The sequence below is a fragment of the Streptomyces sp. YJ-C3 genome, assembly GCF_053891275.1.
Window position 1 is genome coordinate 5,849,729 of the sequence record NZ_CM132685.1, and the last position, 25,345, is coordinate 5,875,073.

Consider the following 25,345-nt stretch of genomic DNA (forward strand, 5'->3'; position numbering starts at 1 on the left):
GGGCCTCCCGGACGGTGATCATGTCGCGCGGGGTGCACCGTACCAGCGCCATTTCCCTACGCGATCACGCCCCGGGAGGTCGCCCCGGCCGGTCAGCCACAGCAGGGCGGGCCAGGGTGCGGCGTCGTCGGGGGCGTCCGGGAAGAGCCGGCGCAGCGACCGGTCGCAGAGGTCGGCGGGCGGCGCGAAGTCCGCGACACCGAGTCCCCGCGTCAGGTCGTGCGCGTGCAGCAGCGTCTCGACGACGCCCATCGCGGCGAATCCCTCGGGATCGCTGACCCCGAAGACGTGATGGGCGCGCGCGCTCGCCGGTGTCACCCGCGTGACGGCGGCGAGCAGCCCGCCGCAGGACTCGAGCACCTGGAGGAGTCCGGCCGGTCCGGCCTCCGGGTCGGCGGTGATGGTGTTCGCGGGCCCTTCGGGGCGGCGCCGCGACCAGCCGAGGGGTTCCCGGTCGTCCGTCGAGGGGCGCAGTGAACCGATGCGGGCCGCGTACCAGAAGAGGTCGTCCGCGAGGTGTTCGCCGGTCTCCCAGCAGGTCCACTCCAGCGAGCCGGCCGGGACGTCCCAGTCGGCGTCGAGGGCGGGGCGCAGCGCGGTCACGGCGAGTTCGACGGCCTGCGCCACGTCGTCGCCGGTGACGGGCCCCGGAGCCTGGGTCGCCGAGGTGTTCGAGTCTGCTGACATGGGGCGACCGTAGCAGCGATGCGCACGGCCGCCCCGGGGATTTCGGCCCGGCCTCAGGCCTTGCCCTGCCCCGCCTTCTTGGCGATGCGGCGCCTTTGACGCGGCGTCAGTTCCTTGCGGCCCGTCTGCCGCGCGTACACATCCTTGCGATCGGCGTTCTTCACCAACTACCTCCGCAACAGCGTGAGTTGACCAGTACTGCGGTGACCGTATGGTACGCGCGGGCATTCGGATCGCGCATGCCTCTTGGCTGTGCGCACCGCGGGCTCGACACTGACCCGATGACACAGCGTGTGGAACTCGCGACAGTGATGGACCGGCTCGCGGTCGACGAGTTGGTGACCGACTACGCGGTGGCCGTGGACGACGGCGACTGGGCGGCCTACCGCGCGCTGTTCGCGCCGGACGGCCGCGCCGACTACCGGGACGCCGGCGGCGTGGAGGGCAGCGCGGAGGAGATCGCGCGCTGGCTGACGTCGACGATGGAGATGTTCCCGATGCGGCAGCACCTCATCGTGAACCGGCGGGTGCGGTTCGGAGCGCTCGACCGGGACGTCGGCGACACGGCCCGGGTCCAGGCCGACTTCATCAATCCCATGCGCTTCGCCGGTGAGGGCACGGCGCCGGACTTCGTGTGCGGCGGCCGGTACGCCTTCGGTCTCGTCCGCACGCAGCACGGCTGGCGGCTGCACCGGGTGACCGTCCACGAGAAATGGCGGCGCACCCCGGAGCACGCTCCCGCCGGCGCGTGACCGTCTTCCGCCCTTTCGACCGGTACCCGATGTCGCTCATTTCGACCGGTGCCCACTGTCGTTGATCGCTTCCGGCGCGCACACTGAAGGCACGTGGCGGGTGCCGTCGGGTGTCGTACGAGCAGGGAGGCGCGGGCCCATGGAGCGATGGCGGCAGCGGCTCGGCGCGTCGCCCTGGTGGCGCGGCGCGGCGGCGGCGTCGGCGGGTGCGCTGCCCGCCCTCGCCTTCCCGGCGCCGTCACTGTGGTGGTGCGCCTATGCCGCGCTGGTGCCGTGGATGCTGCTGGCGCGCTCGGCGGGTACGCCGCGCCGCGCGGCCCTGGACGGCTGGCTCGGCGGCCTCGGGTTCATGCTGGCGGTGCACCACTGGCTGCTGCCGAGCCTGCACGTCTTCACCGTCGTGATCGCCGCTCTGCTCGGTGCCCTGTGGGCGCCGTGGGGGTGGCTGGTGCGCAGAGTGCTGCACGGCACTCCCTCACCGGGCCGGGCGGCGGCCGCGCTCGTGGCCGTGCCGTCGGGCTGGCTGATGGTCGAACTGGTCCGTTCCTGGCAGGGGTTGGGCGGCCCGTGGGGCCTGCTCGGGTCCAGCCAGTGGCAGGTGACACCGGCGCTGCGGCTCGCTTCGGTAGGCGGCGTCTGGCTGGTGAGTCTGCTCGTGGTGACCGTGAACACCGGGGTCACGGTCCTCGTGGTGGCGCGCGGGGCGCGCACCCCGGCGGTGGCCGGGCTGGTCGCGACCGTCACCGTCACCGGTGCGGCCTGGGCGTGGGCTCCGCGCCCGGCGACCGACGGGCAGGTGCGCATCGCCGTGGTGCAGCCGGGCGTCATCGCCGGCGCCGACAGCGGCGAGCGCCGCTTCGACCGCGAGGAGGCGCTGACCCGCCGGCTCGCCGGGCAGGACGTCGACCTGGTGGTGTGGGGCGAGAGCAGCGTCGGCTCCGACCTGGCCGACCGGCCCGATCTGGCCCGCCGGATCGCGGGGCTGTCCCGCGCCGTCGACGCGGACATCCTCGTCAACGTGGACGCGCGCCGCCCCGCCTCCGGCGCCGCGGGCCAGGGCATCTACAAGAGCTCGGTGCTGATCGGCCCCGACGGCCCGACCGGTGAGCGCTACGACAAGATGCGGCTCGTCCCCTTCGGCGAGTACGTGCCCGCGCGCTCACTGCTCGGCTGGGCGACCTCGGTCGGCAAGGCCGCGGTCGAGGACCGGATGCGCGGCACGCGCCAGGTCGTCATGGACGTGCGGCACGGGTCGCGGGACCTGCGGGTCGGTCCGCTGGTCTGCTTCGAGTCCGCGTTCCCCGACATGACGCGCAGTCTGACCCGGGACGGGGCGCGGGTGCTGCTCGCGCAGTCGTCGACGTCGACGTTCCAGCACAGCTGGGCGCCGGAGCAGCACGCGTCGCTCGGCGCGGTGCGGGCCGCGGAGACCGGCCGTCCGATGGTGCACGCGACACTGACCGGGGTGTCGGCGGTGTACGGCCCGGACGGGCGGCGTGCCGGTCCCTGGCTGGGCACCCCGCGGAGCGGGGCCCGTGTCTACGACGTGCCGACCGCGCACGGCAGCACGCTGTACGTCCGCTTCGGCGACTGGCCGGTGCACGCGGCGGTCACGGTCCTCGCGGTGCTGGCCGCGACGGAGGCGGCGCGCCGGCTCCGGCGCCGGGCGGCGGCGTCCGAAGTACCGGCCGCCCAGGTCTCGCACGGCCGCTGAGGCACGGGGTCAGGCCGCGAGGCGCTGCACCTCGCGCACGACCCGCTCGCACAGCTCGTGCGTGGCCAGCGCGTCGCGGGCACTGAGCACCCGGCCCGCGCGGACGGCGTCGAGGAAGGCGAGCACGACCTGCTCGATACCGCGCTGGCGGGCGACGGGCACCCAGTCGCCGCGGCGGCGCACGGTCGGCTGCCCCTTGTGGTCGACGACGTCGGCGAGATTGATCACCTGCCGCTTGGTGTCCTGTCCCGAGACCTCGAGGATCTCCTCGGTGGAGCCGCTGAGCCGGTTCATGACGCCGAGCGCGGTGAAGCCGTCACCGGCGAGCTGGAGGACGACGTGGTGCAGCAGGCCGTCCTCGACGCGGGCGCGCACGGTGACGTCGTCGACCTCGCCGGGCACGAGGAAGCGCAGCGTGTCGACGACGTGGATGAAGTCGTCGAGGACCATCGAGCGCGGTTCCTCGGGCAGCCCGACCCGGTTCTTCTGCATCAGGATCAGCTCGCGCGGGTGCTCGACGCACTGCGCGTACCCGGGTGCGTAGCGCCGGTTGAAGCCGACGGTCAGACTGACACCGCGCTCCTCGGCGAGGCCCACCAACCGCTCCGCATCGGCCAGTTCATAGGCGAGCGGCTTGTCGACGTACGTGGCGACGCCCGCCTCCAGCAGACGCGTCACGATCTCGGGGTGCACGGCGGTCGGCGCGTGCACGAAGGCCGCGTCGAGCCCCTGGGCGAGCAGCGCGTCCAGCTCGGTGTGGCGCTGCGCGGCCGGGATGTGGTGCTCGTCGGCCACGCGGGCGAGGGTCGCGGGCGTCCGGGTCTGCAGATGCAGTTCCACCCCGGCCTGCGTGGTGAGCACGGGCAGATAGGCCTTCTGCGCGATGTCCCCGAGTCCGATGCAGCCGACCTTCACGTTCCCGTACTCCTCTGTAGCCGTAGCCCGTCGCGTCCGGGCAGCATACGGGGAGGTGACCGCGGGGCGCGCCCGGCGCTACACCCGCTCCCCCGGCACCGCGTCGCGCGCGTGGGGCCGCCGCTGCGGGGGCCGCCAGTCCGCGATGCCGTCCAGGCCGCGCAGCATCAGCGTGGGCCCGACGAGGCCGGCGGCGCGGATCACGCCGTTGCGCAGGGCGATGCCCGGCCGGTTGCCGAGCATGTTCACGCGGCTGACCGCCATCGCCCTGCGCGCGATCATCGCGGTGCGCGGCTGTCGCGCCCGGGTGTATCCGGCCAGGTCCGGTGCCGCGTCGGGGGCGGCGTGGTGGGCGAGGACGACCGCGTCCTCGATGGCCTGGTTGCCGCCCTGGCCCAGCGTCGGCGCCATGGCGTGCGCGGCGTCGCCGAGGAGCGCGACCCGGCCGCGGTGGAAGGCGGGCAGCGGTTCGGCGATGTGGTGGACGTCGTGACGCAGCACCCCGCCGGGTTCGACCGCGTCGAGGATCGCGGGGATCGGGTCGTGCCAGCTCCCGTACAAGCGCCGGAGTTCCGCCCTCTCGTCGCCGTCCGCCGCGGTGCGCCCCGGGGGGACCATGGCGGCGGCGTACGCGTAGATCGTGCCGTCGGCGAAGGGGTGCGTGCCCCAGAGGCGGCCGGGCCCCCAGGTCTCGTGCTGGACGAAGGGGCGGCCCAGCGGCGGTACGAGGACACGCCAGGTGGTGAACCCGGAGTACGCGGTGCCGGGGTGCTCCGGGAAGAGGGCGCCGCGCACGGCCGAGTGGATCCCGTCGGCGCCGACGACCAGCTCCGCTTCCAGGTCACCCTGCGGGGTGACGACCCGGGCGGGCCGCGCCGGGTCGCCCGGATCCCCGGCGTCGGCGAGCCGCGCCCCGGACGCCGTCCGCACGATGTCGGCGGGCAGCCGGGCCGCCAGCTTCTCGATCAGGGTCGCGCGGTGCAGCAGGACGAGGGATCTGCCGAACCGCTCGGCCGCGAGCCCCGGATCGGCGCGCGACAGCCAGCGGCCCTTGGGGGTGAGCAGGCCGCCGTCCCCCGTCCAGGCGGCGAGCGAACGGATCTCGTCGCCGAGCCCGACGACGTCGAGGGCGCGCTGCGCGTTGGGCGCGAGGGAGATGCCCGCGCCGACGGGCTTCAGTTCGCGCGCCCGCTCCAGGACGGTCACCCGCCAGCCGCGCAGGTGCAGCGCCAGCGCCGCGGTGAGTCCGCCGATCCCGCCGCCGACCACGACGGCCCTGGCCTGCCGCGCCCCCGGTCGGGTGTCTCCGGTGGCTGTCATGACGCCTCCCATGGCATGGAACGACCCCCTTCACTACACCTGTAGTGAAGTCACGCCACGACCGTACTACAGCTGTAGTGGCATCGACAGACCGCGGCTGACTCCGCGACCGTGACGGCCACTACATCTGTAGTCATCGCGATAGGTTGTCCCTCATGTCCCGCACGACCGAGCCGCACGATCCCGCGGCCGCCGCTTCCCGCCCCGACCGGATCGCCGACGCCGCACTCGTGCTGCTCGCGGAGCGCGGGATGCGCGGCCTGACGCACCGCGCGGTCGACGAGGTCGCCCACCTGCCGCAGGGCTCGACGTCGAACTACGCCCGCACCCGGCTCGCCCTGCTCGAAGCGGCCGTACGGCGGCTCGCGGCGCGCGAGGGCCGGGTGCTCGCCGTGGACGAACTACCCAGCCCCACGGATGGCCTGGCCGCCCTGATCGACGGCATGGCTCTCGCCCTGCACCGCTACCTGACCCAGAACCCCCAACTCCTGATCTGCCGCTACGAGTTGGCGCTCGAAGCCACGCGCCGCCCCGAGCTGCGCACGTTCTTCGACGACACGGGCAGCCAGTTCCGTCGCCCCCTGACGGAACTCCTGCGCGCGGCGGGCTCGCGGGACCCCGAGCGGCACACCCTGTCCCTGGTGGCGTGGACCGAGGGCACGATGTTCTCGTGCGTGGCGGGCTCGTTCAGCACCGCGGTACCGAGCCTCGCGGAACTGCGACGGGGATACGGGGAGTTGCTGCACGGCATGCTCGGCTCAAAGGACGCCTGAGGCATCCACCGTCACCCGTGCGGGGCAACCTCGCCCCCTACGGTTCCCCCACCGCGGTCGCGTCCAGCAAAGTGGCGCGGGTGCCCAGAAAGTCCAGCTCAGCCACGCTCCTGCTGTCGGCGGCCGCCGCCGTCACCGCTGCCACCGCGTCCGGCTGCATGAGCGTCCACGCCCCGCCCGCCCCGGCCACCCCCTCGCCGTCCGTCACGGCTCCCGCGCCCCGCCCCGACGGCCACGCCGACCGGCCGCTGGTCCAGGCCCCCGCACGGGAGGCCCTGGAGCGCACGGGCCCCTCGCCCCACCGCGGCGCCGCCGGCCCGCGCACTGAGGCCCCGCCGCCCCCGCGTCCGGCCGCACCACCCCGGCGCGCGGCGCCGGAAGCCGCGCCCCACCGCACGGCCGCCACCAGGCCCGAGCCGGAGCCCGCCCGGACCACCGCACCCGAAGCTCCCGCCCAGACCGATGTCTGCGCGCTCGGCCGCCAGTACGGCGGCTGGGACCCGGACAGCCCGCAGTCCGTCATCTGTCAGGACGCCTACGGCAGTTGACGCCGCCGGCCGCCCGGTCAGGAGCTGCGGCGCGGCGGGCCCAGCGGCTCGCCGCCCGGGCGGCCGCCCTCGTCCGAGTCGTCATCGTCGGCCGGCAGGGCCGACACCCGCAGCTCGAGCCGGGTGAGGGCGGCGCGCACCCCGTCCCCGTACCCGTCGTCCCCGAGCGTCCCGACCGTCGCGCGGGCCCGTGCCAGATGGCTGCGGGCCGCGCCGGGGCGCCCCAGCTTCACGTAGTCCGCCGCCAGATTGAGGTGCAGCGACGGATACAGGGCGCGCAGCGCGAGGGACGCCTCGTCCGCCTGCGGCCGCTCGTCGGCGGGCCCGTCGGCGGCGGACAGCGCGCGCAGGTCCCAGGCCAGCTCGTCGGCAGGATCGTCCTGGGTGTCGGCCATGTAGTGCGCGAGGGTGCAGCGGTGCAGCGGGTCGCCGTTCTCGCCGATCTCCGACCACAGGACGAGGAAGCGGTCCCGCGCCTCCTCGCGGTCCCCGGCATGCGCCAGCATGACCACCTGCCCGATGCGGGTCATCATGGTGTCGTCCGCCGCCTGCTCGCGCCGCTGTGCCACTGGCTCCTCCAAGCTCACCAACCGGTCGGGTGCCGATCACGGCTTCCGACGCTAACGGCCGCCACCGGCAATCCCGATCAGGCGCGGCTCAGCCCAGATCCGGGATGCGCCAGTCGATCGCCTCGTGGCCCTGGGCCGCGACCGCCGCGTCGATCTGGGTGAAGGGCTGCGAGCCGAAGAACTTGCGCGCGGACAGCGGCGAGGGGTGCGCGCCCTTCACGACGATGTGCCGCTCGGTGTCGATGAGCGGGAGCTTCTTCTGCGCGTAGTTGCCCCACAGGACGAAGACGGCCGGGTCGGGGCGGTCGGCGACGGCCCGGATCACCGCGTCCGTGAACTTCTCCCAGCCCTTGCCCTTGTGCGAGTTGGCCTCGCCGGCCCGCACCGTCAGCACCGCGTTCAGCAACAGCACGCCCTGCTCGGCCCACGGCATCAGATATCCGTTGTCCGGGATCGGGGTGCCGAGCTCGGCCTGCATCTCCTTGTAGATGTTGCGCAGCGACGGCGGCGTCTTCACGCCGGGCCGCACCGAGAAGCACAGCCCGTGCCCCTGCCCCTCGCCGTGGTACGGGTCCTGGCCCAGGACCAGCACCTTGACCCGGTCGTACGGCGTCGCGTCCAGCGCGGCGAAGACCTGCTCGCGCGGCGGGTAGACGGGACCCTTCGCGCGCTCCTCCTCGACGAACTCGGTGAGCTCCTTGAAGTAGGGCTTCTGCAGCTCCTCGCCGAGGACGCCACGCCAGGACTCGGGCAGCATCGCAGTGTCGGTCACGTCAACAACCTCCGGGGTACGGGCACTTGCACGCCCGTGCGCGCGTCACCACGCGCACGGCCGCTTCGTCACCCAAGAACCTACCGGCGTCCACTGACAATCACGGTCCCGCCCGGGGACCGCCCGGCCTCACCAACTGGTCTTGCGCTGCAGTTCCCACATCATCATGATCGTCGACGGATCGAGGGCGCGTTCGCCGCCCGAGATCTCGTCGCTGGCCGCGATGTACTGCTTGCCCTGCCACAGGGGCAGCAGCCGGGCGTCGTCCGCCATGATCTGCTGGGCCCGCTCGAACTGCCGGACCGTCGCGCCCCGGTCGCTCTCGCCGCGCGACTGCGGCAGGATCTGGTCGGTGATCTCGGGCGACACGTAGGGCGTGCTCACCGCGTTCTCCTCGCCCACGAAGGGCGCGATGAAGTTGTCGGCGTCCGGGAAGTCCGGGAACCAGCCACGTCCGAACACCGGGTACTCACCGTTGCGGTAGCCCTGCTCGTACGTCTTCCACGGCCGGCTCTTGAGCGTCACCTTGAACAGCTTGGACGCCTCCAGCTGCTTCTTGAGGGCCTCGAACTCGGGGGCGGTCGCCGATCCGTAGCGGTCGGTGGTGTACCAGAGCGTGAGCGGCACGGGCCCGGTGATGCCCGCCTTGGAGAGGATCGCGGCCGCCTTGGCGGGGCTGGGATCGCCGAAGTCGTCGAAGAAGTCCGTGGAGTGGCCCGCGAGCCCCTTGGGGACCATGGAGTACAGCGGTTCGACGGTGTCCTTGTAGACCTCGTGCGAGATCGCCCCCCGGTCGACGACCTGCGCGACGGCCCGGCGCACCGCGCGCTTGCCCGCCCACGGGTCCTTCGGGTTGAAGACGAGGTAGCTGATCTCCGTGCCCGCGCCCTCGACGAGCTGCAGGCCGTCGCTGTCGTTCTTGCCCTGGAGGTGCACGACGTCCTCGGCGGCGAGGCCACGGAAGGTCGCGTCGATCTCCTTGGACTTCAGGGCGGTGACCATCTCGGAGGAGGTCTTGAAGTAGCGAATCGTCACTGCTTCGTTCTTGCGGTCGGCGAACCCCTCGTACTGGGGGTTCTTGACGAGTTCCGCCTTCTCGCCGTCCGTGTAGGCCTGCAGCGAGTAGGGACCGGACCCGGTGACCTTGCCGTCCGTGCGCAGTTCCTTGGCCGGGTACTCGTCGGGGTCGACGATCGACATCGCCGGCGTGGCGAGAACGAACGGGAAGGTCGCGTCCGGCTTCTTCAGGTGGAACGTCACGTCGCGGTCGCCCCGCGTCTCGACGCGGTCGAGGCTGCCGAGCAGTCCGCTCGGCCCGCCCTTGACCTTGATGGCGCGGATCCGGTCGATCGAGTACTTCACAGCCTCGGCGTCGAGCGAGTCCCCGTCGGAGAACTTCATGTCCTCGCGCAGCCGGCAGTGGTAGACACGGTTGGCGTTGTCCTTGAAGGAGCACTCGGCCGCGTCGGCCTCCGGTTCCGCGGCGCCGGAGGGGAAGGCGACCAGGGTCTGGTAGACGTTGCGGAACAGCTCCCAGGAGCCGTCCCAGGAAGCCGCGGGGTCCAGCGTGCTCGGGGCACTGGTGGTCCCCACCACGATCGGATTCTCGTCCTCGGAGCCACCGGTCTGCATCAGCCCGCACCCGGCGAGCAGGGCTATGGACGCAGTCGCCGCCAACGTGCGGGGGGCAAGCAACCGTTTGAACACGCGCACGCTCCTCGATCGGCCATGCCATGGGTCGGCAGACAATATCGCAGTGCCCCGCCGGATCAACTGCTTGATCCGACGGGGCACTTCATGCGCGAGGACGTTTGTCTGGCGATGTCAGCCGACGCCCATATTGCTCGGGTCACACATTGATCACGCGACGCCCGCGTTGAGGAAGATGCCGCCGTCCACGACGAGCGTCTGGCCGGTGATCCAGTCGGCCTGGTGCGAGGTCAGGAACGCGGCGGCGCCGCCGATGTCCTCGGGCACCCCGAGCCGGCCGAGCGGGTAGGCGGCCGCGGCCTCGGCCTCCCGGCCCTCGTACAGGGCCTGCGCGAACTTGGTCTTCACGACCGCCGGGGCGATCGAGTTGACCCGCACCTTCGGCGCGAACTCGTGCGCCAGCTGGAGCGTGAGGTTGACCATGGCGGCCTTGCTCATGCCGTACGCGCCGATGAACGGCGAGGCGGAGACGCCGGCCACGGACGCGATGTTCACGATCGCGCCGCCGTTCTCCTTCTGCCACGCCTTGTACGTCTGCTGGGCGAAGCCGAGCGCGGAGACGACGTTGGTCTCGAAGACCTTGCGCGCCACGTTCAGGTCGAGCTCGGCGATGGGCCCGAACACCGGGTTCGTACCGGCGTTGTTGACGAGGAAGTCGACGCGGCCGAACGCCTCCATGGTGCGCTCGACGGCGGCGGCCTGGTGCGCCTCGTCGTGGGCCTTTCCGGCTACGTAGATGACGCGCTCGGAGCCGAGGGTCTCCACGGCCTCCTTGAGCGCGTCCTCGCCGCGTCCCGTGATGCAGACGCGGTCGCCGCGGGCGACGAGGGCCTCGGCGATGCCGTAGCCGATGCCGCGGCTGGCGCCGGTGACGAGGGCGACGTTGCCGGACAGGGGCGGGAGTTCTGAAGTCGTCATGTCCGTTGCCTCCGGGCTTAGTTGAGCGGTCCGCCGGCCACGTACATGACCTGGCCGGAGACGAAGCCGGCCGCCTCGCCGGTGAAGAAGGCGATGGCGTTGGCGATGTCCTCGGGGCGGCCCACGCGCTGCACCGGGATCTGCGTGGCGGCCGCGGCCTGGAAGTCCTCGAAGCCCATGCCGACGCGCTCGGCGGTGGCGGCGGTCATGTCGGTGACGATGAAGCCGGGGGCGACGGCGTTGGCGGTGACGCCGAACTTGCCGAGCTCGATCGCGAGGGTCTTGGTGAAGCCCTGCAGACCGGCCTTGGCGGCGGAGTAGTTGACCTGGCCGCGGTTGCCGAGCGCCGAGGAGGACGACAGGTTCACGATGCGGCCGAACTTCGCGTCCACCATGTGCTTCTGGACGGCCTTGGACATCAGGAACGCGCCGCGCAGGTGCACGTTCATGACGGTGTCCCAGTCGGAGGCGCTCATCTTGAACAGCAGGTTGTCGCGCAGGACGCCCGCGTTGTTCACGAGGATCGTCGGCGCGCCGAGCTCCTCGGCGATCCGTGCGACGGCGGCCTCGACCTGCGCCTCGTCGGAGACGTCGCAGCCGACCGCGAGGGCCTTGCCACCGGCGGCGGTGATCTTCTCGACGGTGTCCTTGCAAGCGGCCTCGTCGAGGTCGATCACGGCGACGGCGCGGCCCTCTTCGGCCAGACGGATCGCGGTCGCGGCGCCGATACCGCGCGCGGCTCCCGTGACGATCGCTACGCGCTGCTCAGTGGTGGACATGCTCTTCGGTCTCCTCGCCCTAGAGGGCGGCCGCTCCGCTCCAGTGCGGGTGAGCGACCGCTTAGTACCCTGTGCGTGTGACGCTAGAAGCCCTGACACCCGGTGTCAACGTACCCACCGGGTGCCCCTGATCACTCGCCGTGCCGGACCGGCGCGCTCAGCGGACCAGCTGGGCGAGCAGACGCTCCGCCTCGGCGGCCGGATCAGCCGTCAGACCGGTGTGCACGGGCCCCGGCTGCACCACCGTCGAGCGGGGTGCGATCAGCCAGCGGTAGCGGCGCCCCGCGTCGTCGTCCGCGGCCTGTCCGGCGCTGTCGCCGCCGCGGCAGTGCCGTTCGACGGCGTGGAGCACGGCGCGCACGCCGACCACGTCGGCCTCGGGGTCGAGCGCCAGGAGCCGGGACTCGTCGAGATGCGTGAGCGCGGTGACGAACGACCTGGCCCGGCAGTACACGACGACGCCCGCGTTCATCTGCTCGCCGCGCTCGACGCGCGGCACGACCCGCAGCAGGGCGTACTCGAAGACATCGCGCTCGCTCATCGGTCCGCTCCTTCGGTGATCCAGCCGGTCGTGCGCGGCGTCCGGGCCGCGCCGCCCGCCGGCAGGTCGATGCGCTCGTGGACGGTCGCGGCGCGCTCCGCCAGCGTCTCGACGTAGGCCCGCCGCACCGCGTCGGGGTGGTCGAAGCCCGGCTCGTCCACGAGCCAGACGTCGGGCACGTCGGCGGCGGCCCGCGCGAGGAGGTCCTCGGTGACGCGCGGCGCGAGTTCGGCGGCGGCCGCCTCGACATCGGGTCCGAACGGGGCGAGGGCGTGATCGGTCGCGTCGTACGGCCTGGCGGCCCAGGCGGGTGCGCCGCGCCAGTTGTGGTGCCAGATCATGCTCGCGCCGTGGTCGATGAGCCACAGGTCACCGCGCCAGACCAGCATGTTGGGGTTGCGCCAGGACCGGTCGACGTTGTTGATCAGCGCGTCGAACCAGACGACGCGGCCCGCCTCCAGGGGATCGACGGCGTACGCGAGCGGGTCGAAGCCGAGTGCCCGCGGCAGGAACCGCATCCCGAGGTTGGTGCCGCCGCTCGCCTTGAGCAGCTCCTGCACCTCGGGGTCGGGTTCGCCGAGACCGATGACGGGGTCGAGGTCGAGGGCGACGAGGTCCGGCACCCGGAAGCCGAGGGCCCGCGCCAGCTGTCCGCAGATCACCTCGGCGACGAGCGTCTTGCGGCCCTGTCCCGCGCCGGTGAACTTCATGACGTACGCGGTGAGATCGTCGGCCTCGACCAGGCCGGGAAGCGATCCGCCCTCCCTCAATGGAGTGACATATCGGGTCGCCGTGACTTCGGTGAGCATGCGCCCAGGTTATGAGATCGGCGAGACGTTGAACGCTCCGGGATCACGGCACGTACGGGAAAGTACCCCCACGGGATCCAGGTCCGCCCATCGAAAGGAACCGAGAGCATGACCGCTTCGCAGGAGACCGCACCCACGGGCCCGGCGCCCGCTCGCCGGACCGTCGTCGCCGCGGTCGGCGCCGCGGGGATCGCCGCGGCGCTGACCGCCTGCGGTTCGAAGGACGGCTCGTCCGAACCGGCGGGCAACGCCTCGTCGGCCGGCGGCGGCGGGAGCGAGGAGCTCGCGAAGACCTCGGACATCCCGGAGGGCGGCGGCAAGATCTTCGCCGACGCCGGCATCGTGGTGACCCAGCCGAAGAAGGGCGAGTTCAAGGGGTTCACCAGCACCTGTACGCATCAGGGGTGCGCGGTGACCAAGGTCGAGGGCGGCACCATCGACTGCCCGTGCCACGGCAGCAAGTTCTCCATCGAGGACGGCAGCGTGAAGAACCCGCCGGCGACGCGGCCGCTGCCCGAGAAGAAGATCACGGTGACCGGGGACTCGATCAGCCTCGCCTAGGGCGCTTCCACGCGGCGAGCACGTCCGGGGTCGCCGTGACGGTGGCGACGAGGGCGAGCGTGTTGCGGATCATCGCGGGGGTGTAGTCGGAGGGCACCCCCGCGATCGCGTCCTTGGGGACGACGACGGTGTAGCCGAGGTTCACGGCGTCGAACACCGCGTTGGGTACGGCCACGTTGGCGGAGACTCCGGTGACGACGAGGGTGCGGCAGCCGAGGTTGCGCAGCAGCGGGTCGACGTCGGTGCCCGCGATCGGCGAGAGACCGTGCAGCCGGCGTACGACGAGGTCCTCGTCGGCGACCTCGATCGGCGGGGCGATCCGGACGGCCTTGGATCCCGAGAGCTGTTGCACGGGGAGGCGTTCGGCGGCACGGAACAGGCGGCCGTTGCGGTTCGCGCCGCGTCCGTCGGGGCGCCGCTCGGCGACGGCGTGCAGCACCTGCACCCCGCTCTCGTGGGCGGCGGCCACGAGCCGCGCCACGTTCGCCAGCGCGCCAGACGTGCGGGCCTCCTTGGCGAGTTCGGGCAGGGCGCTGTCGGTGCCGACGACGCCCTGCTGGCACTCGACGGTCAGCAGCACGGTGCCCGCCGGTTCGAGCAGTTCGGCCAAGTCCTCGCGCGTCGGCATGGTTCCCCCTGTAGGTCCGGCCGGTCCAGGGTGCTGGAGACTAGTGACCATTGCGCGCGGACGGAAGAGGCCGCATGCTGCTTTCCTGACGCATCGTCAGCCAACGGACCGGGGAGTGCCCATGACCGTCACCCAGCGCCGGGGTCGCAGGATCATGATGACCTCGCAGGAGCTGGACACGTTCCTCACCGAGCAGCGCACGTGCCGGGTGGCCACGGTGTCGGCCGACGGCACCCCGCACGTCAGCCCGCTGTGGTTCGTCTGGGACGGGACGTCGCTGTGGCTGTACTCCCTGGACCGCAGCCGCCGTTGGGCCGATCTGCGGGCCGACGGGCGCGTGGCCGTGGTGGTCGACGCGGGCGAGGAGTACGGGGAGCTGCGCGGCGTCGAGCTGTCCGGGCGCGTCGAGTTCGTCGGCGAGTCCCCGCGCACCGGCGAGCCGTGCCCCGAACTCGACGCGCTGGAGCCGCTGTTCGCGCGGAAGAACTTCGGCATGGCCGAGATGTTCCACGACGGCCGCCACGCCTGGGCCCGGCTGACCCCCGACAAGATCGCGTCGTGGGACTTCCGCAAGCTGGCGGATCTATAGGGACGCGGATCTGCAGGGACGCGGACCTGTAGGACAAGGGCGCACCCCGGCCCCCTCAGCCCTCGGCGGACTGCCCCAGATCGGCCCCAGCCTTCTGCAGCGCCTCCACGGCCGCCCGGATCGAGGGCCGGCGGTCGGCGTCGGCACGCCACACCACGTACACATGGCGCCGCACCTGCTGCCGCACGGGCACGGTCACCACGCCCGGCGGCATCGGATCACGGCCGAGCAGCGGCGCCACGCACACCCCCAACCCGGCCGACACCAGGCCGAGTTGGGTGTGGGTCTCGGCGGCGCGATGGCCGACCTGCGGCTCGACACCCTTGGCGCGCAGCGTGAACAGCAGCCATTCGTGGCAGAACTCGCCCTCTCCCCAGGTGATCCACTCGTCGTCGGCGAAGTCCTCCAGGCCGACCTCGTCACGGCCGGCGAGCGGGTGCCCGGCGGGCATCGCGATATCGGCCGGGTCGTCGAGGATGCTCGCCTTGACCAGGCCGTCGGGCAGCGGCATCGGCTTGTTGTACCAGTCGAGCACGATCGCCAGGTCGAGGTCGCCGCGGATCACCCCGGCGACTCCGGCCTCCGGCTCCAACTCCTGCGAACGCACGCGAAGTTGGGGATGCGCGGCGCGCAGCGCGGAGAGCGCCGCGGGGAACAGCCCGCGCGCCGCGGTGGGGAACGCGGACAGCCGCAGCTCCCCCACCACCTGCCCCCGCTGCGCCTCCAGGTCGGACTGGGCCAGCTCGACCTGCGACAGGATGCGCGCGGAGTGCTCGGCGAGCAGCCGTCCCGCGTCGGTCAGCCGCACCCCGCGGCCGTGCTTGGCGAGCAGCTGCTGACCGACCTCGCGCTCCAGCTTGGCCATCTGCTGCGAGACGGCCGAGGTCGTGACGTGCAGCGCGTCGGCGGCGCCGCTCACCGATCCGTGCCGGGCGAGCGCGTCGAGGACGCGCAGCCGCTCCAGGTTCAACATGTAAGGGATGCTAAGCGATATCCCGCAAGAAGTCTCGCTTGTGCTACGAAGAGCGGGGGCGCGATCCTTACGTCCATGAGCACCGTCAGCGCCGCCCGGACCGCAGCGCCCTCCGCGTCCCCCGCCCCGGCCACCTCCCCCGCGCGCCGCGCCCTCGACTGGCGCGTCCGCTTCGGCGTCCTCTCCCTGATCTGGGGTTTCAGCTTCCTGCTCATCAAGGTGGGCACGCAGGGATACGCCCCGTTCCAGGTGACGCTGGGGCGGCTGGTGTTCGGCACGCTGGTGCTCGCGGCGGCGATGGCCGTGAAGCGGGAGCGGCTGCCGCGCGGCGCCCGCACCTGGGGGCATCTGACGGTCGCGGCGTTCCTGCTGAACGCGCTGCCGTTCTCCCTGTTCGCCTTCGCCGAGGAGACGATCCCGTCGACGCTGGCCGGGATCTGCAACGCGACGTCGCCGCTGTGGGGCATGGCGCTGTCCCTGGTCGCGCTGTCCGAGGACCGGCCGACCCGGCGCCGGGTCGCCGGCCTGGGCATCGGATTCCTGGGGGTGCTGACGGTCCTCGGCGTCTGGCAGGGCTTCCACGGTCTGGACGTGACGGGCACGGCGATGGCCCTGCTCGCGTCGTTCAGCTACCCGGTCGGGTGGATCTACGTCCGCCGCACGCTCGCGCACACGGGCCACTCGCACCTGTCGATGACCGGCGCGCAGCTCCTGCTCGCCACGGTCCAACTGGCCTTCGTCACACCGCTGTTCACGTCCTGGCCGAGACACTTCGGCATCGTCCCGCTGCTCGCGATCATCGCTCTGGGCGCTCTGGGCACCGGCGTCGCGGTCCTCATCCAGTACGGCCTGGTCGCCGAGGTCGGCCCGACGACCGCGCAGATGGTCACGTACTTCATCCCGGTCATCGCCACCGCGGCGGGCGTCGCCGTGCTCGGCGAGTCGCTGAGCTGGTCGACGCCGGTCGGTGCGGTGATCGTGCTGGCCGGCGCGGCGCTCACCCAGTCGCGGGCCCGGGCCCGCTCCTGACGGAACCGTCGGGCCCGCGTCAGGCGTAGGAGCGTGCCGGCGCGGGCCCGACGGCCGCCGCCACGACGTCCGCGACGGCCTCGATCTCCTCGACGGACAGGCGGGACACGGTGATCCGCACGCCCGGCCCGGCGTTCATCCGGAACCGGGCGCCCGGCGCGACCGCCCACCCCGCGTGCAGCAGCCGCGCCACCGCGCCGGTCTCGTCGGGGACCGGGATCCACACGTTCATCCCGCTGCGCCCGTGCGCCTCGACGCCCCGCTCGGCGAGGGCCGCGATCAGCGCGTCGCGCCGCTTCCCGTACGAGGCCGCGACCGCCCGCGCGTCCACCGCGCCGCTCGCCCACAGGCCGGTCACCGCCCGCTGCACGATGCGGCTGACCCAGCCGGGCCCGAGCCGCTGCCGGCCGCGCACCCGGTCGACGGTGGCGGCGTCGCCGGTGAGCACCGCGAGCCGCAGGTCAGGCCCGTACGCCTTGGCGACGGAGCGGACGAACGCCCAGTGCTGGGTGACACCGGCCAGCGGGTGCAGCGGCAGGTCGACGATGCCGTGCCCGTGGTCGTCCTCGATGAGCAGGACCTCGCGGTGCGCCTCCAGTACGTCGCGCAACGCCTTCGCGCGGGCCGCACCGACCGCCGCACCGGTGGGGTTCTGCGCCCGGCCGGTCACCACGAGGGCCCGCGCTCCGTCGCGCAGCGCCCGCTCGACCTCGTCCGGCAGTGGTCCGTCGTCGTCCACGCCGACCGGCACCAGGCGCAGGCCGAGCGCGGGCACGAGGTCGAGCATGCTGCCCCACCCCGGGTCCTCGACGGCGACCGCGTCACCGGCCTTGAGGTGCGCGGCGAGCACGCGCTCGATCGCGTCCAGCGACCCCGAGGCGACGGCCACCGGCCCGTCCGGCACCCCGTCGGAGTCGAAGCCCGCCCGCGCCCGGCGCACCAGTTCCGGCTCCAGCGGGTCGTCCCCGTAGAGCACCGGATCGCGGTCCGCGACGGCAGCCGCGGCGGTGAACGCCTCGACGAGCGAGGGCAGCAGCGCGGTGTCCGGATTCCCGTCGGACACGTCCCGCACACCGGTCGGCACGTCCACCCGGATGTGCTCCCGCGCGGTGGTCGCCGGCTTCGGGCGCACCCGGCTGCCCCGCCGGCCCGCGGTCTCGATGACCCCGCGCTCGCGCAGGGTGCGGTACGCGGCCGCGACGGTATTGGGGTTCACCCCGAGCTGCTGCGCCAACTCCCGCATCGGCGGCAGCAGTTGCCCCGGCTCCAGGCCTCCGTCGGCCACCGCGCGCTCGACGCTCGCGGAAATCTCCGCGGCACGACGCCCCTTGATCGGATACTCTTCTAGCACAAACCACAGTTTGCACTAGTGCAATGGAGTTCGCAACATGAGCGTGGCCCCCGAGCAGCAGGCGACCGACACCGCCTACGTCCCCACGGACCGCACCGTCCCCACCCGCTCCAAGGACCGTGCCGCCTACGACCGCGCCCAGGTGCACGCGATACTCGACGAGGCGTACGTCTGCCATCTCGGCTTCGTGCGCGACGGCGCCCCGGTCGTGCTGCCCACCCTGTACGGCCGGGTGGGCGAGCGCCTCTACGTGCACGGGTCGACGGGATCGCGGCCGCTGCGCATGGCCGGACAGCAGGACCCGGGTCTGCCGGTCTGTCTCACCGTGACGCACGTCGACGGACTGGTGCTGGCCCGCTCCGCCTTCCACCACTCCATCAACTACCGCTCCGTGGTGATCCACGGCACCGCGCACCAGGTCACGGACCCGGACGAGAAGCGGCTCGCCCTCGACGCACTCGTGGACCACGTGGTGCCCGGCCGGTCCGCCGACTCGCGTCCGGCGAACGCCAAGGAACTCGCCGCGACGGCCGTGCTCAGCCTCGACCTCGCCGAGGTCTCGGCGAAGCTGCGCACCGGCGGCCCGAACGACGAGCCGGAGGACCTGGACCTGCCGCACTGGACGGGCGTCGTCCCGCTGCAGCGGGGGTACGGCCCGCTGATCCCGGCGGACGACCTCGCCGACGGCATCGAGGTCCCCTCCTACCTGCGGGACCTGTGATGCTGATCCACCCGTGGGACGCGGCCCGCGACGCCGCCGAGTGGCAGCAGTGGCTGGCCGCCCACGACTTCGGGCAGCTCGCGGTGAACGGACTGCCGGGCGAGCCGCCGTTCGTGCAGCCCCTGCACTTCGCGTACGACCCGTCGTCGGGCGGGGAGTTCGGCGAGGTCGTCGCCCATCTCGCCCGCCCGAACCCGGTGTGGCCCGCGCTCGACGCGAGCCCCGAGGTGCTGCTCAGCGTCGTCGACGACTACGCGTTCGTGCCGGGCCCGTGGCAGGCGCTGCCCGGCGCCCCGGCCGAGCACGGGACGCCGACGAGCGTGTACAGCGCTGTTCAGCTGCGGTGCACCGCCCGTGTCGTGGACGACCCCGAGGAGAAGGCCGCGCTGCTCAACCGTCAGGTGGGCCACTTCCAGCCGCCCGGTCTCTCGGCGACCGCGGCGGTGGGCGAGGCCCCGTACGGGCGCATGCTGCCCGGGATCCGCGGCCTGCGGCTCGAAGTGACCGATGTGCGGGCCAAGTTCAAGTACGCCGGGCACAAGCCGGAGGAGGTCCAGGACCGGATCGCCGCGGGGCTCGCCGAGCGCGGCGGGCCCCGGGACGCCGCCGCGCTGGCGGTGCAGCGGCGGCGCCGGGGCGCGTGAGCCGTCGGCTCAGTGCGGGGAGCGGGCCTCCGCCACGGCGAGCCCGAGGACCGCGGCCAGCATCAGCACCGTGCCCGCCACGGTGGCCGCGGTCAGCCGTTCGCCCAGCAGCGTCACGGCGATGACGGCCGCGCCCACCGGTTCGAGCAGCATGATCACGGACACGGTGGCGGAGCGCACGACCGCCGCCCCCGCGAAGTACAGGGCGTAGGCCAGCGCCGTCGGCATGGACGCCATGTAGGCCAGCAGGCCCAGGACCTCCACGGGGTGCACCGTGTGCGGGACCAGGCCCTCGGCCGCGCCGAACGGCAGCAGCGCGAGCGAGGCGACCGCGAACGTGCCCACGGTCGTGCCGAGTTGGTCACCGGCCCGGCCCGCGCGCCCGAACCACCGGGTGAGCAGTGTCATCACGGCGTACCCGGCCGCGGAGACGAGGGCCCACAGCACGCCCAGCGGGCGCACGGTCGCGCCCCCGCCGCCCAGGATGAGCACCGCGAGGCCGCCGAGGGCGCCTGCCACGGCGATCACTCCGCCGCGGCCGAGCCGCTCCCCCATGGTCAGCCGCGCGCCGAGCGCGATGAGCACCGGGCCCGCGCCGAGCGTGACGACGGTGGCGACGGCGAGCCCGGTCACCGCGACGGCGGCGAAGTAGGCGGTCTGGAACACGGTGAGGCACAGCCCGAGCACACCGAGCCGGACGGCTTTGGGGCCCAGCGGTTCGGTGGGGCGCGGGACGGGCCGGCGCCGCAGTGCCCGGGCTGCCGCGAGCAGCACCAGGCCTCCGGCGCACCGCCAGAACGAGAGGGCGGCGGGCCCGAGGTCGCTGAGCCGGAACACGAGGGAGGCGGCGGCGCCCGCCGTGCCCCAGGCCAGGCCGGCGACGGCCAGGTACAGCAGGCCGCGGGTCAGCGGGAGTTGCGGAGCGGGATGGAGCGGGGAACACGGCACGGCTGAGCCGACCGGGACTGCATTCGACACGTGGATCTCCACGGAGAAGGGACCCGCCGCGGCGGGTGCCGGGAACACGGACCGTCGTCGGCGGACGGCCGGGCCCCGGCCGAGCCGGGGATCCACGTTCGGGAGGGGCCGCCCGCGCCAGGGCCCGACGGGCGGATCCGTCCGGTCACGGAGAGATCGGCACCCGTCCTCGGGAGGTCCGGCGCGGCACGCGGCACCGTACGGACCGGCCACCGGTCGGTGACGGTCACGGTGCGGCGGATCGCCGAACAGCCCGGGTCCGGCCGGTGGCCGGACCGGCCCTAGACGGCCGGCGGCGGCAGGACGAGTGCGCGTGAATGCATGATCGTCACCCTAGACGGCGCTGCCCGACCGGGACAACGCGGTTTCCGGCTCGGCGGCGGAGGGCTGCTCCTGCCCCGCCGGCTTCGACGACTGCGCGATGAACGCGCCGATGAGCACCACCGCGCCGCCGAACAGCTGCGGCGCCGAGAGGTGTTCGCCCAGCAGGACCCAGGCGAGGACGGTCGCGATGACCGCCTCCAGGCAGGCCACGACACCGGCGACCTGCGGCGAGAGCCGCCGTACGGACACCACGCCGGTGACGTACGCGAGGACGGTGGCGATCAGCACGATCCAGCACAGCAGCAGCCAGGCGGGGACGGACGTGCCGTTCATGGCGGCGCTGCCCGCGAGCACGGACCAGTCCATGCCCCACGGGCGAGCGATGACGGTGAGGACGGCGGCGCCGATCAGCAGTCCGTACGCGATCACGCCGAACGGATCGGGCACCTCGCCGCCGGAGTCGCCCGCGTCGCTGCCCTGGTCGGACAGGACGAAGTAGCCGACCTGGCAGCAGGCCGCGCCGAGCGCGAGGAGCATGCCGAGCAGGTCGAAGCTGAGCCCCGACCAGACCTCGACCACGCAGGCGAGCCCGCCGACGGCGAGGACCACACCGAGCGCGGCGGCCCGGGTCACGGGCTTGCGCTGGACGAAGCGGACCCAGCCGAGGACCAGGGCGGGCGCCAGGTACTCGATGAGCAGGGCCACGCCGACGGGGATGCGGGCGATCGCCGCGAAGTAGCAGGCCTGCACGCCCGCGACGGCGAGCAGCCCGAAGCCGACGAGCAGCAGGGGCCTGCGGCGTACGAGCGCGCGGTGCCGCCAGGCGACCGGCAGCATGACGAGGGCCGCGCCGGCGACGCGCAGCCACACCACGGAGAGGGAGTCGAGACCCGCTTCGATCAGCGGTTTGGCCGCGACGCCCGATCCGCCGAACGCGAGCGCGGAGACCAGGGCGAGCCCCGGTCCGAAGCCGCGCCCACTGGTTTCCTGAATCCCCTGAGACCCCTTTGACCCGTGCACCGGCACATCATGACAGGGACGGTCAGGACCGTCACTCCCGATGACCCCTGTCTCACAGGGCGGACGGGGCCGCTCCGGAGGCGATGTCAGTTCAGCCGGGTCCGCAGCCCCGCCACGTCCACCCCGGCCCGGCCGAGCACCTCGACCGCGCGGCACTCCACGTCCGCCGCGAGCGCCGCGAGGACGTCCACGCCGCGGGCCCGCTCGTCCCCGCGGCCGGCGGCCCGCTCGACGCCGGACTCCATCGCCGCGGCGGCGACGGGGGACCAGCCGGGGACACCGCTGACGACCGGGACCGCGCCGGAGTCCTCCACGGCGCCCTGCCACTGCAGCCCGTAGCCGATGCTGCGCTGCACGAGATAGCCGAGCAGCCGCGCGACCTGTCCCCCGTCGGCGAAGGCGTCGCGCACCTCGGGGTCGGTCTCCAGGAGCGAGTGCAGCAGATGGGCGGTGTCGATCTGACGGTCCCCGTCCCGCACCGCGCGCCGCCGGGCCGCCGCGACGACCAGGGCCAGCTCGTCACTGAGCCGGGCGTCGGGGGTCTCTTCCTGGGGGTGGCCGTGCGCGGTGGCGTCCGACGGGATAGGGCTTTGCACGTACCCCACCCCATCAGCCGCGATGCACAGGAACATCCCCGCCGGGGAGCATTTTCGTGTCCGACACAAGTTGGGCACGAATGAACGACTTCTCCTCCTCAGGGATGAGATCGCACCGCCCACCGCTGCGGGGCGCGCGCCTCCTTGCCCTGCGCTTCGCGCGCAACCGCGACCCCCTCGGCGCTCGTCCGTCACAGATATGGAGAGCAGGTGCTGGCTCGTGGCCCTGCCCGCGATCGACGGCAGGCAATACGTGTACCGGGTGTACGCCCCGGACGACGCGCTGCCCGCCGACCTGTTCTGGGACGCCTGGCACTGCCACGACGAGGGTCCGCATCCGCGCGCGTACGACCTGTTCGACGCGGCGGAGATCGAACGCGTGGGCTGAGCAAGCCCTCCCCTGATTCCTGACGGTTCATCAGTATTGAATGTTCGAGGCCGGGCGGCTACTTTCCGCGACACCACAGCCCGTAGGGCTCTCGACAGCTCTCGACACAAAGGGGTGGCCGCATGGCCGAAGTCAGCGCGGAAGCACGCATCGAGGCGCCTGCCGAGAAGGTCTGGGCGCAGCTCACCGACTTCTCCTCGTACGGGGAGTGGAACGCCACCCACACCGACTTCCCCAAGGGCGGCCCCACCTCGCTGGAGGTCGGCGGCCGGTTCGAGGAGAACATGAAGCTGATGGGCTTCCCGGCCGAGGTCACCTGGACCATCGAGGAACTGGAGACCGCCCGCACCCTGGCGATCCAGGGCAAGGGCCCGATGGGCGTGAACGTCAGGACGCGCTACAGCCTCACCCCGGACGGGGACGCGACGGCGGTCCGCATCGACGGCGAGTTCACGGGCGCGGCCGTCTCCCTCATGGCCGGCAAGCTGAAGGACTCGGCGACGGCGGCGCTCCAGGAGTCGCTGCGCAAGCTGGGCGGCCTGGTGGCCTGACCCGTTCGGCCCGCCCCACCCGCGGGACGTCCCGGTACGCACGCGAAGAGGCGCCCCGTACATGTCGTACGGGACGCCTCTTCCGCGCTCTGCACCCTGGCTGGGCCCGCACGGGCTCAGTCCTCGTCGGCGAGGATCAGGTACAGCTTCTTGCGCGCGTCGTTGATGGCGGCGATCGCCTTCTCGCGCTGCTCCTTGCTGCCGGTCTTCCAGACCTGGCCGAACGCCTCCATCAGACCGAAGCCGGCCTGCCGGATCTCGTTCATGGCCTCCCAGTCGACACCGCGACCGGGCTCCTCCCAGGGGGCGTCGGGCCCCTCTTCGGCGGCGGCGGTACCGGCCTCGGTGAGCGAGAAGAGCTTCTTGCCGCCCTCGCTGGCACTGACGATCAGGCCCTCGTCCTCGAGCAGCTGGAGCGTCGGGTAGACGGAGCCCGGGCTGGGCTTCCACGCGCCGCCGCTGCGCTCGGCGATCTCCTGGATCATCTCATAGCCGTGCATCGGGCGGTCCTTGAGGAGGGCCAGGATCGAGGCGCGCACATCACCGCGCCGCGCCCGCCCCCGGGGCCCGCCCCCGCGGCCGCCGCGTCCGCCCCAGGGGCCGGGGCCGAAACCCGGGCCGAAGGGTCCGAACGCCGCACGCCGGCCTTCGAAGCCGCCGCGCTCGAAGCCGCCCCGGCCCTCGTGGCCGGGTCCGTAGTGTCCATGTCCGTGGTCGTGTCCGTGGGTACGCATGGGAATCAGTCCTTTCGTAACTGATCGAAGGATTCATTGACCGCGATCATTGACCGATCGCGATGTCTCAACGATATATCGGAACAGTTCGCTTGGCAACACCTGCCGAAAAGAGCTGTCCGGGCACGTGCGGATCCGGGCCGTCGCCGATCGACGCAGAGGTGCGGGGCCCACCGGAACAGTTCGAGGGGGCAAGCCCACGACCAGGGAGAACGCCATGCCCGAGCTCCGCGTCTCTGCGGTTTCGCGGCGGGACCGCGCCAGCGCCTGGACACCCCCTTCGAAGACGGCGTCGCGGGGCTGCACGACCGGATGCCCGCGACGCGGCGGACGGCCGCGACGTCCGCATCGGCGGCGGCCCCGCCACCGTGCGGCAGTACCTTCGCGCGGGCCTCGCCGGCGAGATGCGCCTGGCGATCGTGCCGCTCCTCGCGGACGGCGGCGAGCGGCTGCTCGACCATGTCGAGGACGGCATCGCCGACTGCCGCGTCGCGGAACTCGTCGGCTCGGACACGGTCGCTCCCCGCCGCTCTCGTACGCCACTGAGCACCGGGCCCGCCGACGCGGCGGGGCGGTCATGCCACCGGCGCGCGATTGGCCTTGGCCGGTGCCCCGGCATGCCAACTACCTTCTCCGACATGCGTATACGTATCGTCGACGCCTTCACCGACCGCCCCTTCGCCGGCAACCCGGCCGGCGTCCTCCTCCTCGACGCCTTCCCGGACGACGCCTGGCTGCAGAACGTCGCCGCCGAGGTCAACCACGCCGAGACCGCCTTCGCGCACCCGCTGCCCGAGGGCGGTGCGGCGGACTGGGCCCTGCGCTGGTTCACGCCCGCCACCGAGGTCGACATGTGCGGTCACGGCACCCTCGCCGCGGCCCATGTGCTGCACTCGACGGGCACGGCCCGGGGCCCGGTCCGATTCGCCACGCGCAGCGGCGTCCTCGTCGCGACCCCGCACGAGGACGGCTCCCTCACGCTCGACTTCCCGACGGCACCGCTCACCGAGGAGCCGACGTCGGCCGGTCTCGCCGAAGTGCTCGGCGCGGTACCGCTCTCGGCGCACGACACGGGCCCCTCGGTCGGCGACCTGCTGGTCGAACTGCCCGACGAGAAGACGGTCCGGGCACTGTCCCCCGACCTCAAGGCGCTGGCCGATCACTTCGAGCGCGGCATCATCGCGACGGCCCGCGCCGAGGACCCCGCCCGGGGCCACGACTTCGTCTCCCGCTGCTTCTTCCCGCGCGTCGGCATCGACGAGGACCCGGTGACCGGCAGCGCGCACACGGCGCTGGCACCGTTCTGGGCACCGCGCCTCGGCCGCACCGACCTCACGGGCCTGCAGGCCTCGCCGCGCACCGGCCTGGTCCGGGTGGCACTGCGCGGCGAGCGCACTCTGCTGACCGGCAGCGCGGTCACCGTCATCGAGGGCGACCTCACCGCGTAGCCG

The 25,345-nt window shown here is 72.9% G+C and carries 29 protein-coding genes; 12 read left to right on the forward strand and 17 right to left on the reverse strand.

From position 1 onward, the window contains the following. Positions 1-18: 18 nt before the first annotated feature. Positions 19-687 carry a hypothetical protein gene (locus tag ACVHNB_RS26135; protein ID WP_456226049.1) on the reverse strand — a complete coding sequence of 223 codons (669 nt, stop codon included), beginning with the start codon at positions 685-687 and terminating at the stop codon, positions 19-21. A gap of 281 nt (positions 688-968) precedes the next feature. Here ACVHNB_RS26135 and ACVHNB_RS26140 point away from each other — a divergent pair, with 281 nt between their 5' ends. Together ACVHNB_RS26140 and lnt are read left to right on the forward strand one after the other, a co-directional pair. Beyond that, complete coding sequence (locus ACVHNB_RS26140; protein ID WP_428956110.1) at positions 969-1,439, forward strand: nuclear transport factor 2 family protein; 471 nt, start codon at positions 969-971, stop codon at positions 1,437-1,439. Positions 1,440-1,578: 139 nt separating this feature from the next. Further along, entirely contained in the window at positions 1,579-3,153 is a 1,575-nt protein-coding gene (gene lnt / locus ACVHNB_RS26145; RefSeq protein ID WP_456226050.1) for an apolipoprotein N-acyltransferase, read from the forward strand. Positions 3,154-3,162: 9 nt separating this feature from the next. Here lnt and ACVHNB_RS26150 read toward each other — a convergent pair whose 3' ends face one another. Both ACVHNB_RS26150 and ACVHNB_RS26155 read right to left on the reverse strand, forming a co-directional pair. Next, positions 3,163-4,068: a Gfo/Idh/MocA family protein gene (locus tag ACVHNB_RS26150; protein ID WP_456226051.1), complete on the reverse strand. Its 906-nt coding sequence runs from the start codon at positions 4,066-4,068 to the stop codon at positions 3,163-3,165. Positions 4,069-4,146: 78 nt separating this feature from the next. Beyond that, on the reverse strand, positions 4,147-5,388 hold the full coding sequence (locus tag ACVHNB_RS26155) for an FAD-dependent monooxygenase (RefSeq protein ID WP_456226052.1): 1,242 nt from the start codon (positions 5,386-5,388) through the stop codon (positions 4,147-4,149). 155 nt (positions 5,389-5,543) lie between these two features. Here ACVHNB_RS26155 and ACVHNB_RS26160 point away from each other — a divergent pair, with 155 nt between their 5' ends. Next, positions 5,544-6,161 (forward strand): TetR/AcrR family transcriptional regulator, encoded by a 618-nt coding sequence (locus ACVHNB_RS26160; protein WP_428956106.1) that lies wholly within the window; start codon positions 5,544-5,546, stop codon positions 6,159-6,161. An 80-nt stretch (positions 6,162-6,241) separates the two neighbouring features. Beyond that, positions 6,242-6,709, forward strand: a complete 468-nt coding sequence (locus tag ACVHNB_RS26165; protein WP_428956104.1) for a hypothetical protein — start codon at positions 6,242-6,244, stop codon at positions 6,707-6,709. A gap of 17 nt (positions 6,710-6,726) precedes the next feature. On the opposite strand, the gene ACVHNB_RS26170 is transcribed toward ACVHNB_RS26165, so the two are convergent. The 7 genes from ACVHNB_RS26170 to ACVHNB_RS26200 all read right to left on the reverse strand — a co-directional run bounded on the left by ACVHNB_RS26170 (position 6,727) and on the right by ACVHNB_RS26200 (position 12,807). Then, on the reverse strand, positions 6,727-7,278 hold the full coding sequence (locus tag ACVHNB_RS26170; protein ID WP_428956103.1) for a hypothetical protein: 552 nt from the start codon (positions 7,276-7,278) through the stop codon (positions 6,727-6,729). A gap of 88 nt (positions 7,279-7,366) precedes the next feature. Further along, entirely contained in the window at positions 7,367-8,050 is a 684-nt protein-coding gene (ung, locus tag ACVHNB_RS26175; RefSeq protein WP_428956102.1) for a uracil-DNA glycosylase, read from the reverse strand. Between the two features lie 129 nt (positions 8,051-8,179). Further along, positions 8,180-9,682 (reverse strand): ABC transporter substrate-binding protein, encoded by a 1,503-nt coding sequence (locus tag ACVHNB_RS26180; RefSeq protein WP_428957726.1) that lies wholly within the window; start codon positions 9,680-9,682, stop codon positions 8,180-8,182. A 228-nt stretch (positions 9,683-9,910) separates the two neighbouring features. Then, positions 9,911-10,678 carry an SDR family oxidoreductase gene (locus ACVHNB_RS26185; protein ID WP_428956101.1) on the reverse strand — a complete coding sequence of 256 codons (768 nt, stop codon included), beginning with the start codon at positions 10,676-10,678 and terminating at the stop codon, positions 9,911-9,913. Between the two features lie 17 nt (positions 10,679-10,695). Further along, the gene (gene fabG, locus ACVHNB_RS26190; protein WP_428956100.1) at positions 10,696-11,457 is read right to left on the reverse strand and encodes a 3-oxoacyl-ACP reductase FabG; all 762 of its coding nucleotides are present in this window, start codon (positions 11,455-11,457) and stop codon (positions 10,696-10,698) included. 157 nt (positions 11,458-11,614) lie between these two features. Next, positions 11,615-11,998 (reverse strand): DUF3037 domain-containing protein, encoded by a 384-nt coding sequence (locus ACVHNB_RS26195; RefSeq protein WP_456226053.1) that lies wholly within the window; start codon positions 11,996-11,998, stop codon positions 11,615-11,617. After that, entirely contained in the window at positions 11,995-12,807 is an 813-nt protein-coding gene (locus tag ACVHNB_RS26200) for a HipA family kinase (protein WP_456226054.1), read from the reverse strand. The genes ACVHNB_RS26195 and ACVHNB_RS26200 overlap by 4 nt, the downstream gene beginning before the upstream one ends. 108 nt (positions 12,808-12,915) lie before the next feature. Here ACVHNB_RS26200 and ACVHNB_RS26205 point away from each other — a divergent pair, with 108 nt between their 5' ends. Beyond that, positions 12,916-13,368: a Rieske (2Fe-2S) protein gene (locus ACVHNB_RS26205; protein WP_428956097.1), complete on the forward strand. Its 453-nt coding sequence runs from the start codon at positions 12,916-12,918 to the stop codon at positions 13,366-13,368. On the opposite strand, the gene ACVHNB_RS26210 is transcribed toward ACVHNB_RS26205, so the two are convergent. Continuing rightward, positions 13,355-13,996, reverse strand: a complete 642-nt coding sequence (locus ACVHNB_RS26210) for a cysteine hydrolase (RefSeq protein ID WP_428956096.1) — start codon at positions 13,994-13,996, stop codon at positions 13,355-13,357. The genes ACVHNB_RS26205 and ACVHNB_RS26210 overlap by 14 nt on opposite strands. 121 nt (positions 13,997-14,117) lie before the next feature. Between ACVHNB_RS26210 and ACVHNB_RS26215 the strand changes: the two genes are divergently transcribed. Then, on the forward strand, positions 14,118-14,585 hold the full coding sequence (locus ACVHNB_RS26215; protein ID WP_428956095.1) for a pyridoxamine 5'-phosphate oxidase family protein: 468 nt from the start codon (positions 14,118-14,120) through the stop codon (positions 14,583-14,585). Positions 14,586-14,640: 55 nt separating this feature from the next. On the opposite strand, the gene ACVHNB_RS26220 is transcribed toward ACVHNB_RS26215, so the two are convergent. Continuing rightward, the gene (locus ACVHNB_RS26220) at positions 14,641-15,558 is read right to left on the reverse strand and encodes a LysR family transcriptional regulator (RefSeq protein ID WP_428956094.1); all 918 of its coding nucleotides are present in this window, start codon (positions 15,556-15,558) and stop codon (positions 14,641-14,643) included. Positions 15,559-15,633: 75 nt separating this feature from the next. On the opposite strand from ACVHNB_RS26220, the gene ACVHNB_RS26225 reads away from it, so the two are divergent. After that, positions 15,634-16,587 carry a DMT family transporter gene (locus tag ACVHNB_RS26225; RefSeq protein ID WP_456226055.1) on the forward strand — a complete coding sequence of 318 codons (954 nt, stop codon included), beginning with the start codon at positions 15,634-15,636 and terminating at the stop codon, positions 16,585-16,587. Positions 16,588-16,606: 19 nt separating this feature from the next. On the opposite strand, the gene ACVHNB_RS26230 is transcribed toward ACVHNB_RS26225, so the two are convergent. Next, positions 16,607-17,938 (reverse strand): aminotransferase class I/II-fold pyridoxal phosphate-dependent enzyme, encoded by a 1,332-nt coding sequence (locus tag ACVHNB_RS26230; RefSeq protein WP_456226056.1) that lies wholly within the window; start codon positions 17,936-17,938, stop codon positions 16,607-16,609. Positions 17,939-17,975: 37 nt separating this feature from the next. Between ACVHNB_RS26230 and ACVHNB_RS26235 the strand changes: the two genes are divergently transcribed. Continuing rightward, positions 17,976-18,659, forward strand: a complete 684-nt coding sequence (locus ACVHNB_RS26235) for a pyridoxamine 5'-phosphate oxidase family protein (RefSeq protein WP_428956091.1) — start codon at positions 17,976-17,978, stop codon at positions 18,657-18,659. Further along, complete coding sequence (locus ACVHNB_RS26240) at positions 18,659-19,303, forward strand: FMN-binding negative transcriptional regulator (RefSeq protein ID WP_428956090.1); 645 nt, start codon at positions 18,659-18,661, stop codon at positions 19,301-19,303. Before ACVHNB_RS26235 ends, ACVHNB_RS26240 begins: the two co-directional genes overlap by 1 nt. A gap of 9 nt (positions 19,304-19,312) precedes the next feature. On the opposite strand, the gene ACVHNB_RS26245 is transcribed toward ACVHNB_RS26240, so the two are convergent. The 3 genes from ACVHNB_RS26245 to ACVHNB_RS26255 form a co-directional block, all read right to left on the reverse strand. Then, a complete protein-coding gene (locus ACVHNB_RS26245) occupies positions 19,313-20,251 on the reverse strand; it encodes a DMT family transporter (RefSeq protein WP_456228952.1) in 939 nt (312 codons plus the stop codon). A 363-nt stretch (positions 20,252-20,614) separates the two neighbouring features. Next, positions 20,615-21,631: an EamA family transporter gene (locus tag ACVHNB_RS26250; protein WP_456226057.1), complete on the reverse strand. Its 1,017-nt coding sequence runs from the start codon at positions 21,629-21,631 to the stop codon at positions 20,615-20,617. A gap of 80 nt (positions 21,632-21,711) precedes the next feature. Further along, entirely contained in the window at positions 21,712-22,221 is a 510-nt protein-coding gene (locus ACVHNB_RS26255; RefSeq protein WP_428956088.1) for a Clp protease N-terminal domain-containing protein, read from the reverse strand. Between the two features lie 199 nt (positions 22,222-22,420). Here ACVHNB_RS26255 and ACVHNB_RS26260 point away from each other — a divergent pair, with 199 nt between their 5' ends. Both ACVHNB_RS26260 and ACVHNB_RS26265 read left to right on the forward strand, forming a co-directional pair. Then, positions 22,421-22,609 (forward strand): hypothetical protein, encoded by a 189-nt coding sequence (locus ACVHNB_RS26260; RefSeq protein ID WP_428956087.1) that lies wholly within the window; start codon positions 22,421-22,423, stop codon positions 22,607-22,609. Positions 22,610-22,731: 122 nt separating this feature from the next. Further along, positions 22,732-23,160 carry a type II toxin-antitoxin system Rv0910 family toxin gene (locus ACVHNB_RS26265; RefSeq protein ID WP_428956086.1) on the forward strand — a complete coding sequence of 143 codons (429 nt, stop codon included), beginning with the start codon at positions 22,732-22,734 and terminating at the stop codon, positions 23,158-23,160. 116 nt (positions 23,161-23,276) lie between these two features. Here the strand turns inward: ACVHNB_RS26265 and ACVHNB_RS26270 are convergent, their stop codons facing one another. Continuing rightward, complete coding sequence (locus ACVHNB_RS26270; protein ID WP_456226058.1) at positions 23,277-23,894, reverse strand: PadR family transcriptional regulator; 618 nt, start codon at positions 23,892-23,894, stop codon at positions 23,277-23,279. Positions 23,895-24,532: 638 nt separating this feature from the next. On the opposite strand from ACVHNB_RS26270, the gene ACVHNB_RS26275 reads away from it, so the two are divergent. Beyond that, positions 24,533-25,342 carry a PhzF family phenazine biosynthesis protein gene (locus tag ACVHNB_RS26275; RefSeq protein WP_456228953.1) on the forward strand — a complete coding sequence of 270 codons (810 nt, stop codon included), beginning with the start codon at positions 24,533-24,535 and terminating at the stop codon, positions 25,340-25,342. Positions 25,343-25,345 lie beyond the last annotated feature (3 nt).

Bases quoted from the DNA above. Each gene is read 5' to 3' on its own strand.
- ACVHNB_RS26240 (WP_428956090.1), top strand. From the start codon at position 18,659: ATGCTGATCCACCCGTGGGACGCGGCCCGCGACGCCGCCGAGTGGCAG.
- ACVHNB_RS26210 (WP_428956096.1), bottom strand. From the start codon at position 13,996: ATGCCGACGCGCGAGGACTTGGCCGAACTGCTCGAACCGGCGGGCACC.
- ACVHNB_RS26205 (WP_428956097.1), top strand. From the start codon at position 12,916: ATGACCGCTTCGCAGGAGACCGCACCCACGGGCCCGGCGCCCGCTCGC.
- lnt (WP_456226050.1), top strand. From the start codon at position 1,579: ATGGAGCGATGGCGGCAGCGGCTCGGCGCGTCGCCCTGGTGGCGCGGC.
- ACVHNB_RS26140 (WP_428956110.1), top strand. From the start codon at position 969: ATGACACAGCGTGTGGAACTCGCGACAGTGATGGACCGGCTCGCGGTC.
- ACVHNB_RS26195 (WP_456226053.1), bottom strand. From the start codon at position 11,998: ATGAGCGAGCGCGATGTCTTCGAGTACGCCCTGCTGCGGGTCGTGCCG.
- ACVHNB_RS26215 (WP_428956095.1), top strand. From the start codon at position 14,118: ATGACCGTCACCCAGCGCCGGGGTCGCAGGATCATGATGACCTCGCAG.
- fabG (WP_428956100.1), bottom strand. From the start codon at position 11,457: ATGTCCACCACTGAGCAGCGCGTAGCGATCGTCACGGGAGCCGCGCGC.
- ACVHNB_RS26160 (WP_428956106.1), top strand. From the start codon at position 5,544: ATGTCCCGCACGACCGAGCCGCACGATCCCGCGGCCGCCGCTTCCCGC.
- ACVHNB_RS26265 (WP_428956086.1), top strand. From the start codon at position 22,732: ATGGCCGAAGTCAGCGCGGAAGCACGCATCGAGGCGCCTGCCGAGAAG.
- ACVHNB_RS26135 (WP_456226049.1), bottom strand. From the start codon at position 687: ATGTCAGCAGACTCGAACACCTCGGCGACCCAGGCTCCGGGGCCCGTC.
- ACVHNB_RS26225 (WP_456226055.1), top strand. From the start codon at position 15,634: ATGAGCACCGTCAGCGCCGCCCGGACCGCAGCGCCCTCCGCGTCCCCC.
- ACVHNB_RS26200 (WP_456226054.1), bottom strand. From the start codon at position 12,807: ATGCTCACCGAAGTCACGGCGACCCGATATGTCACTCCATTGAGGGAG.
- ACVHNB_RS26155 (WP_456226052.1), bottom strand. From the start codon at position 5,388: ATGACAGCCACCGGAGACACCCGACCGGGGGCGCGGCAGGCCAGGGCC.
- ACVHNB_RS26260 (WP_428956087.1), top strand. From the start codon at position 22,421: ATGGAGAGCAGGTGCTGGCTCGTGGCCCTGCCCGCGATCGACGGCAGG.
- ACVHNB_RS26220 (WP_428956094.1), bottom strand. From the start codon at position 15,558: ATGTTGAACCTGGAGCGGCTGCGCGTCCTCGACGCGCTCGCCCGGCAC.
- ACVHNB_RS26180 (WP_428957726.1), bottom strand. From the start codon at position 9,682: ATGCAGACCGGTGGCTCCGAGGACGAGAATCCGATCGTGGTGGGGACC.
- ACVHNB_RS26275 (WP_456228953.1), top strand. From the start codon at position 24,533: ATGCGTATACGTATCGTCGACGCCTTCACCGACCGCCCCTTCGCCGGC.
- ACVHNB_RS26235 (WP_428956091.1), top strand. From the start codon at position 17,976: ATGAGCGTGGCCCCCGAGCAGCAGGCGACCGACACCGCCTACGTCCCC.
- ACVHNB_RS26270 (WP_456226058.1), bottom strand. From the start codon at position 23,894: ATGCGTACCCACGGACACGACCACGGACATGGACACTACGGACCCGGC.
- ACVHNB_RS26185 (WP_428956101.1), bottom strand. From the start codon at position 10,678: ATGACGACTTCAGAACTCCCGCCCCTGTCCGGCAACGTCGCCCTCGTC.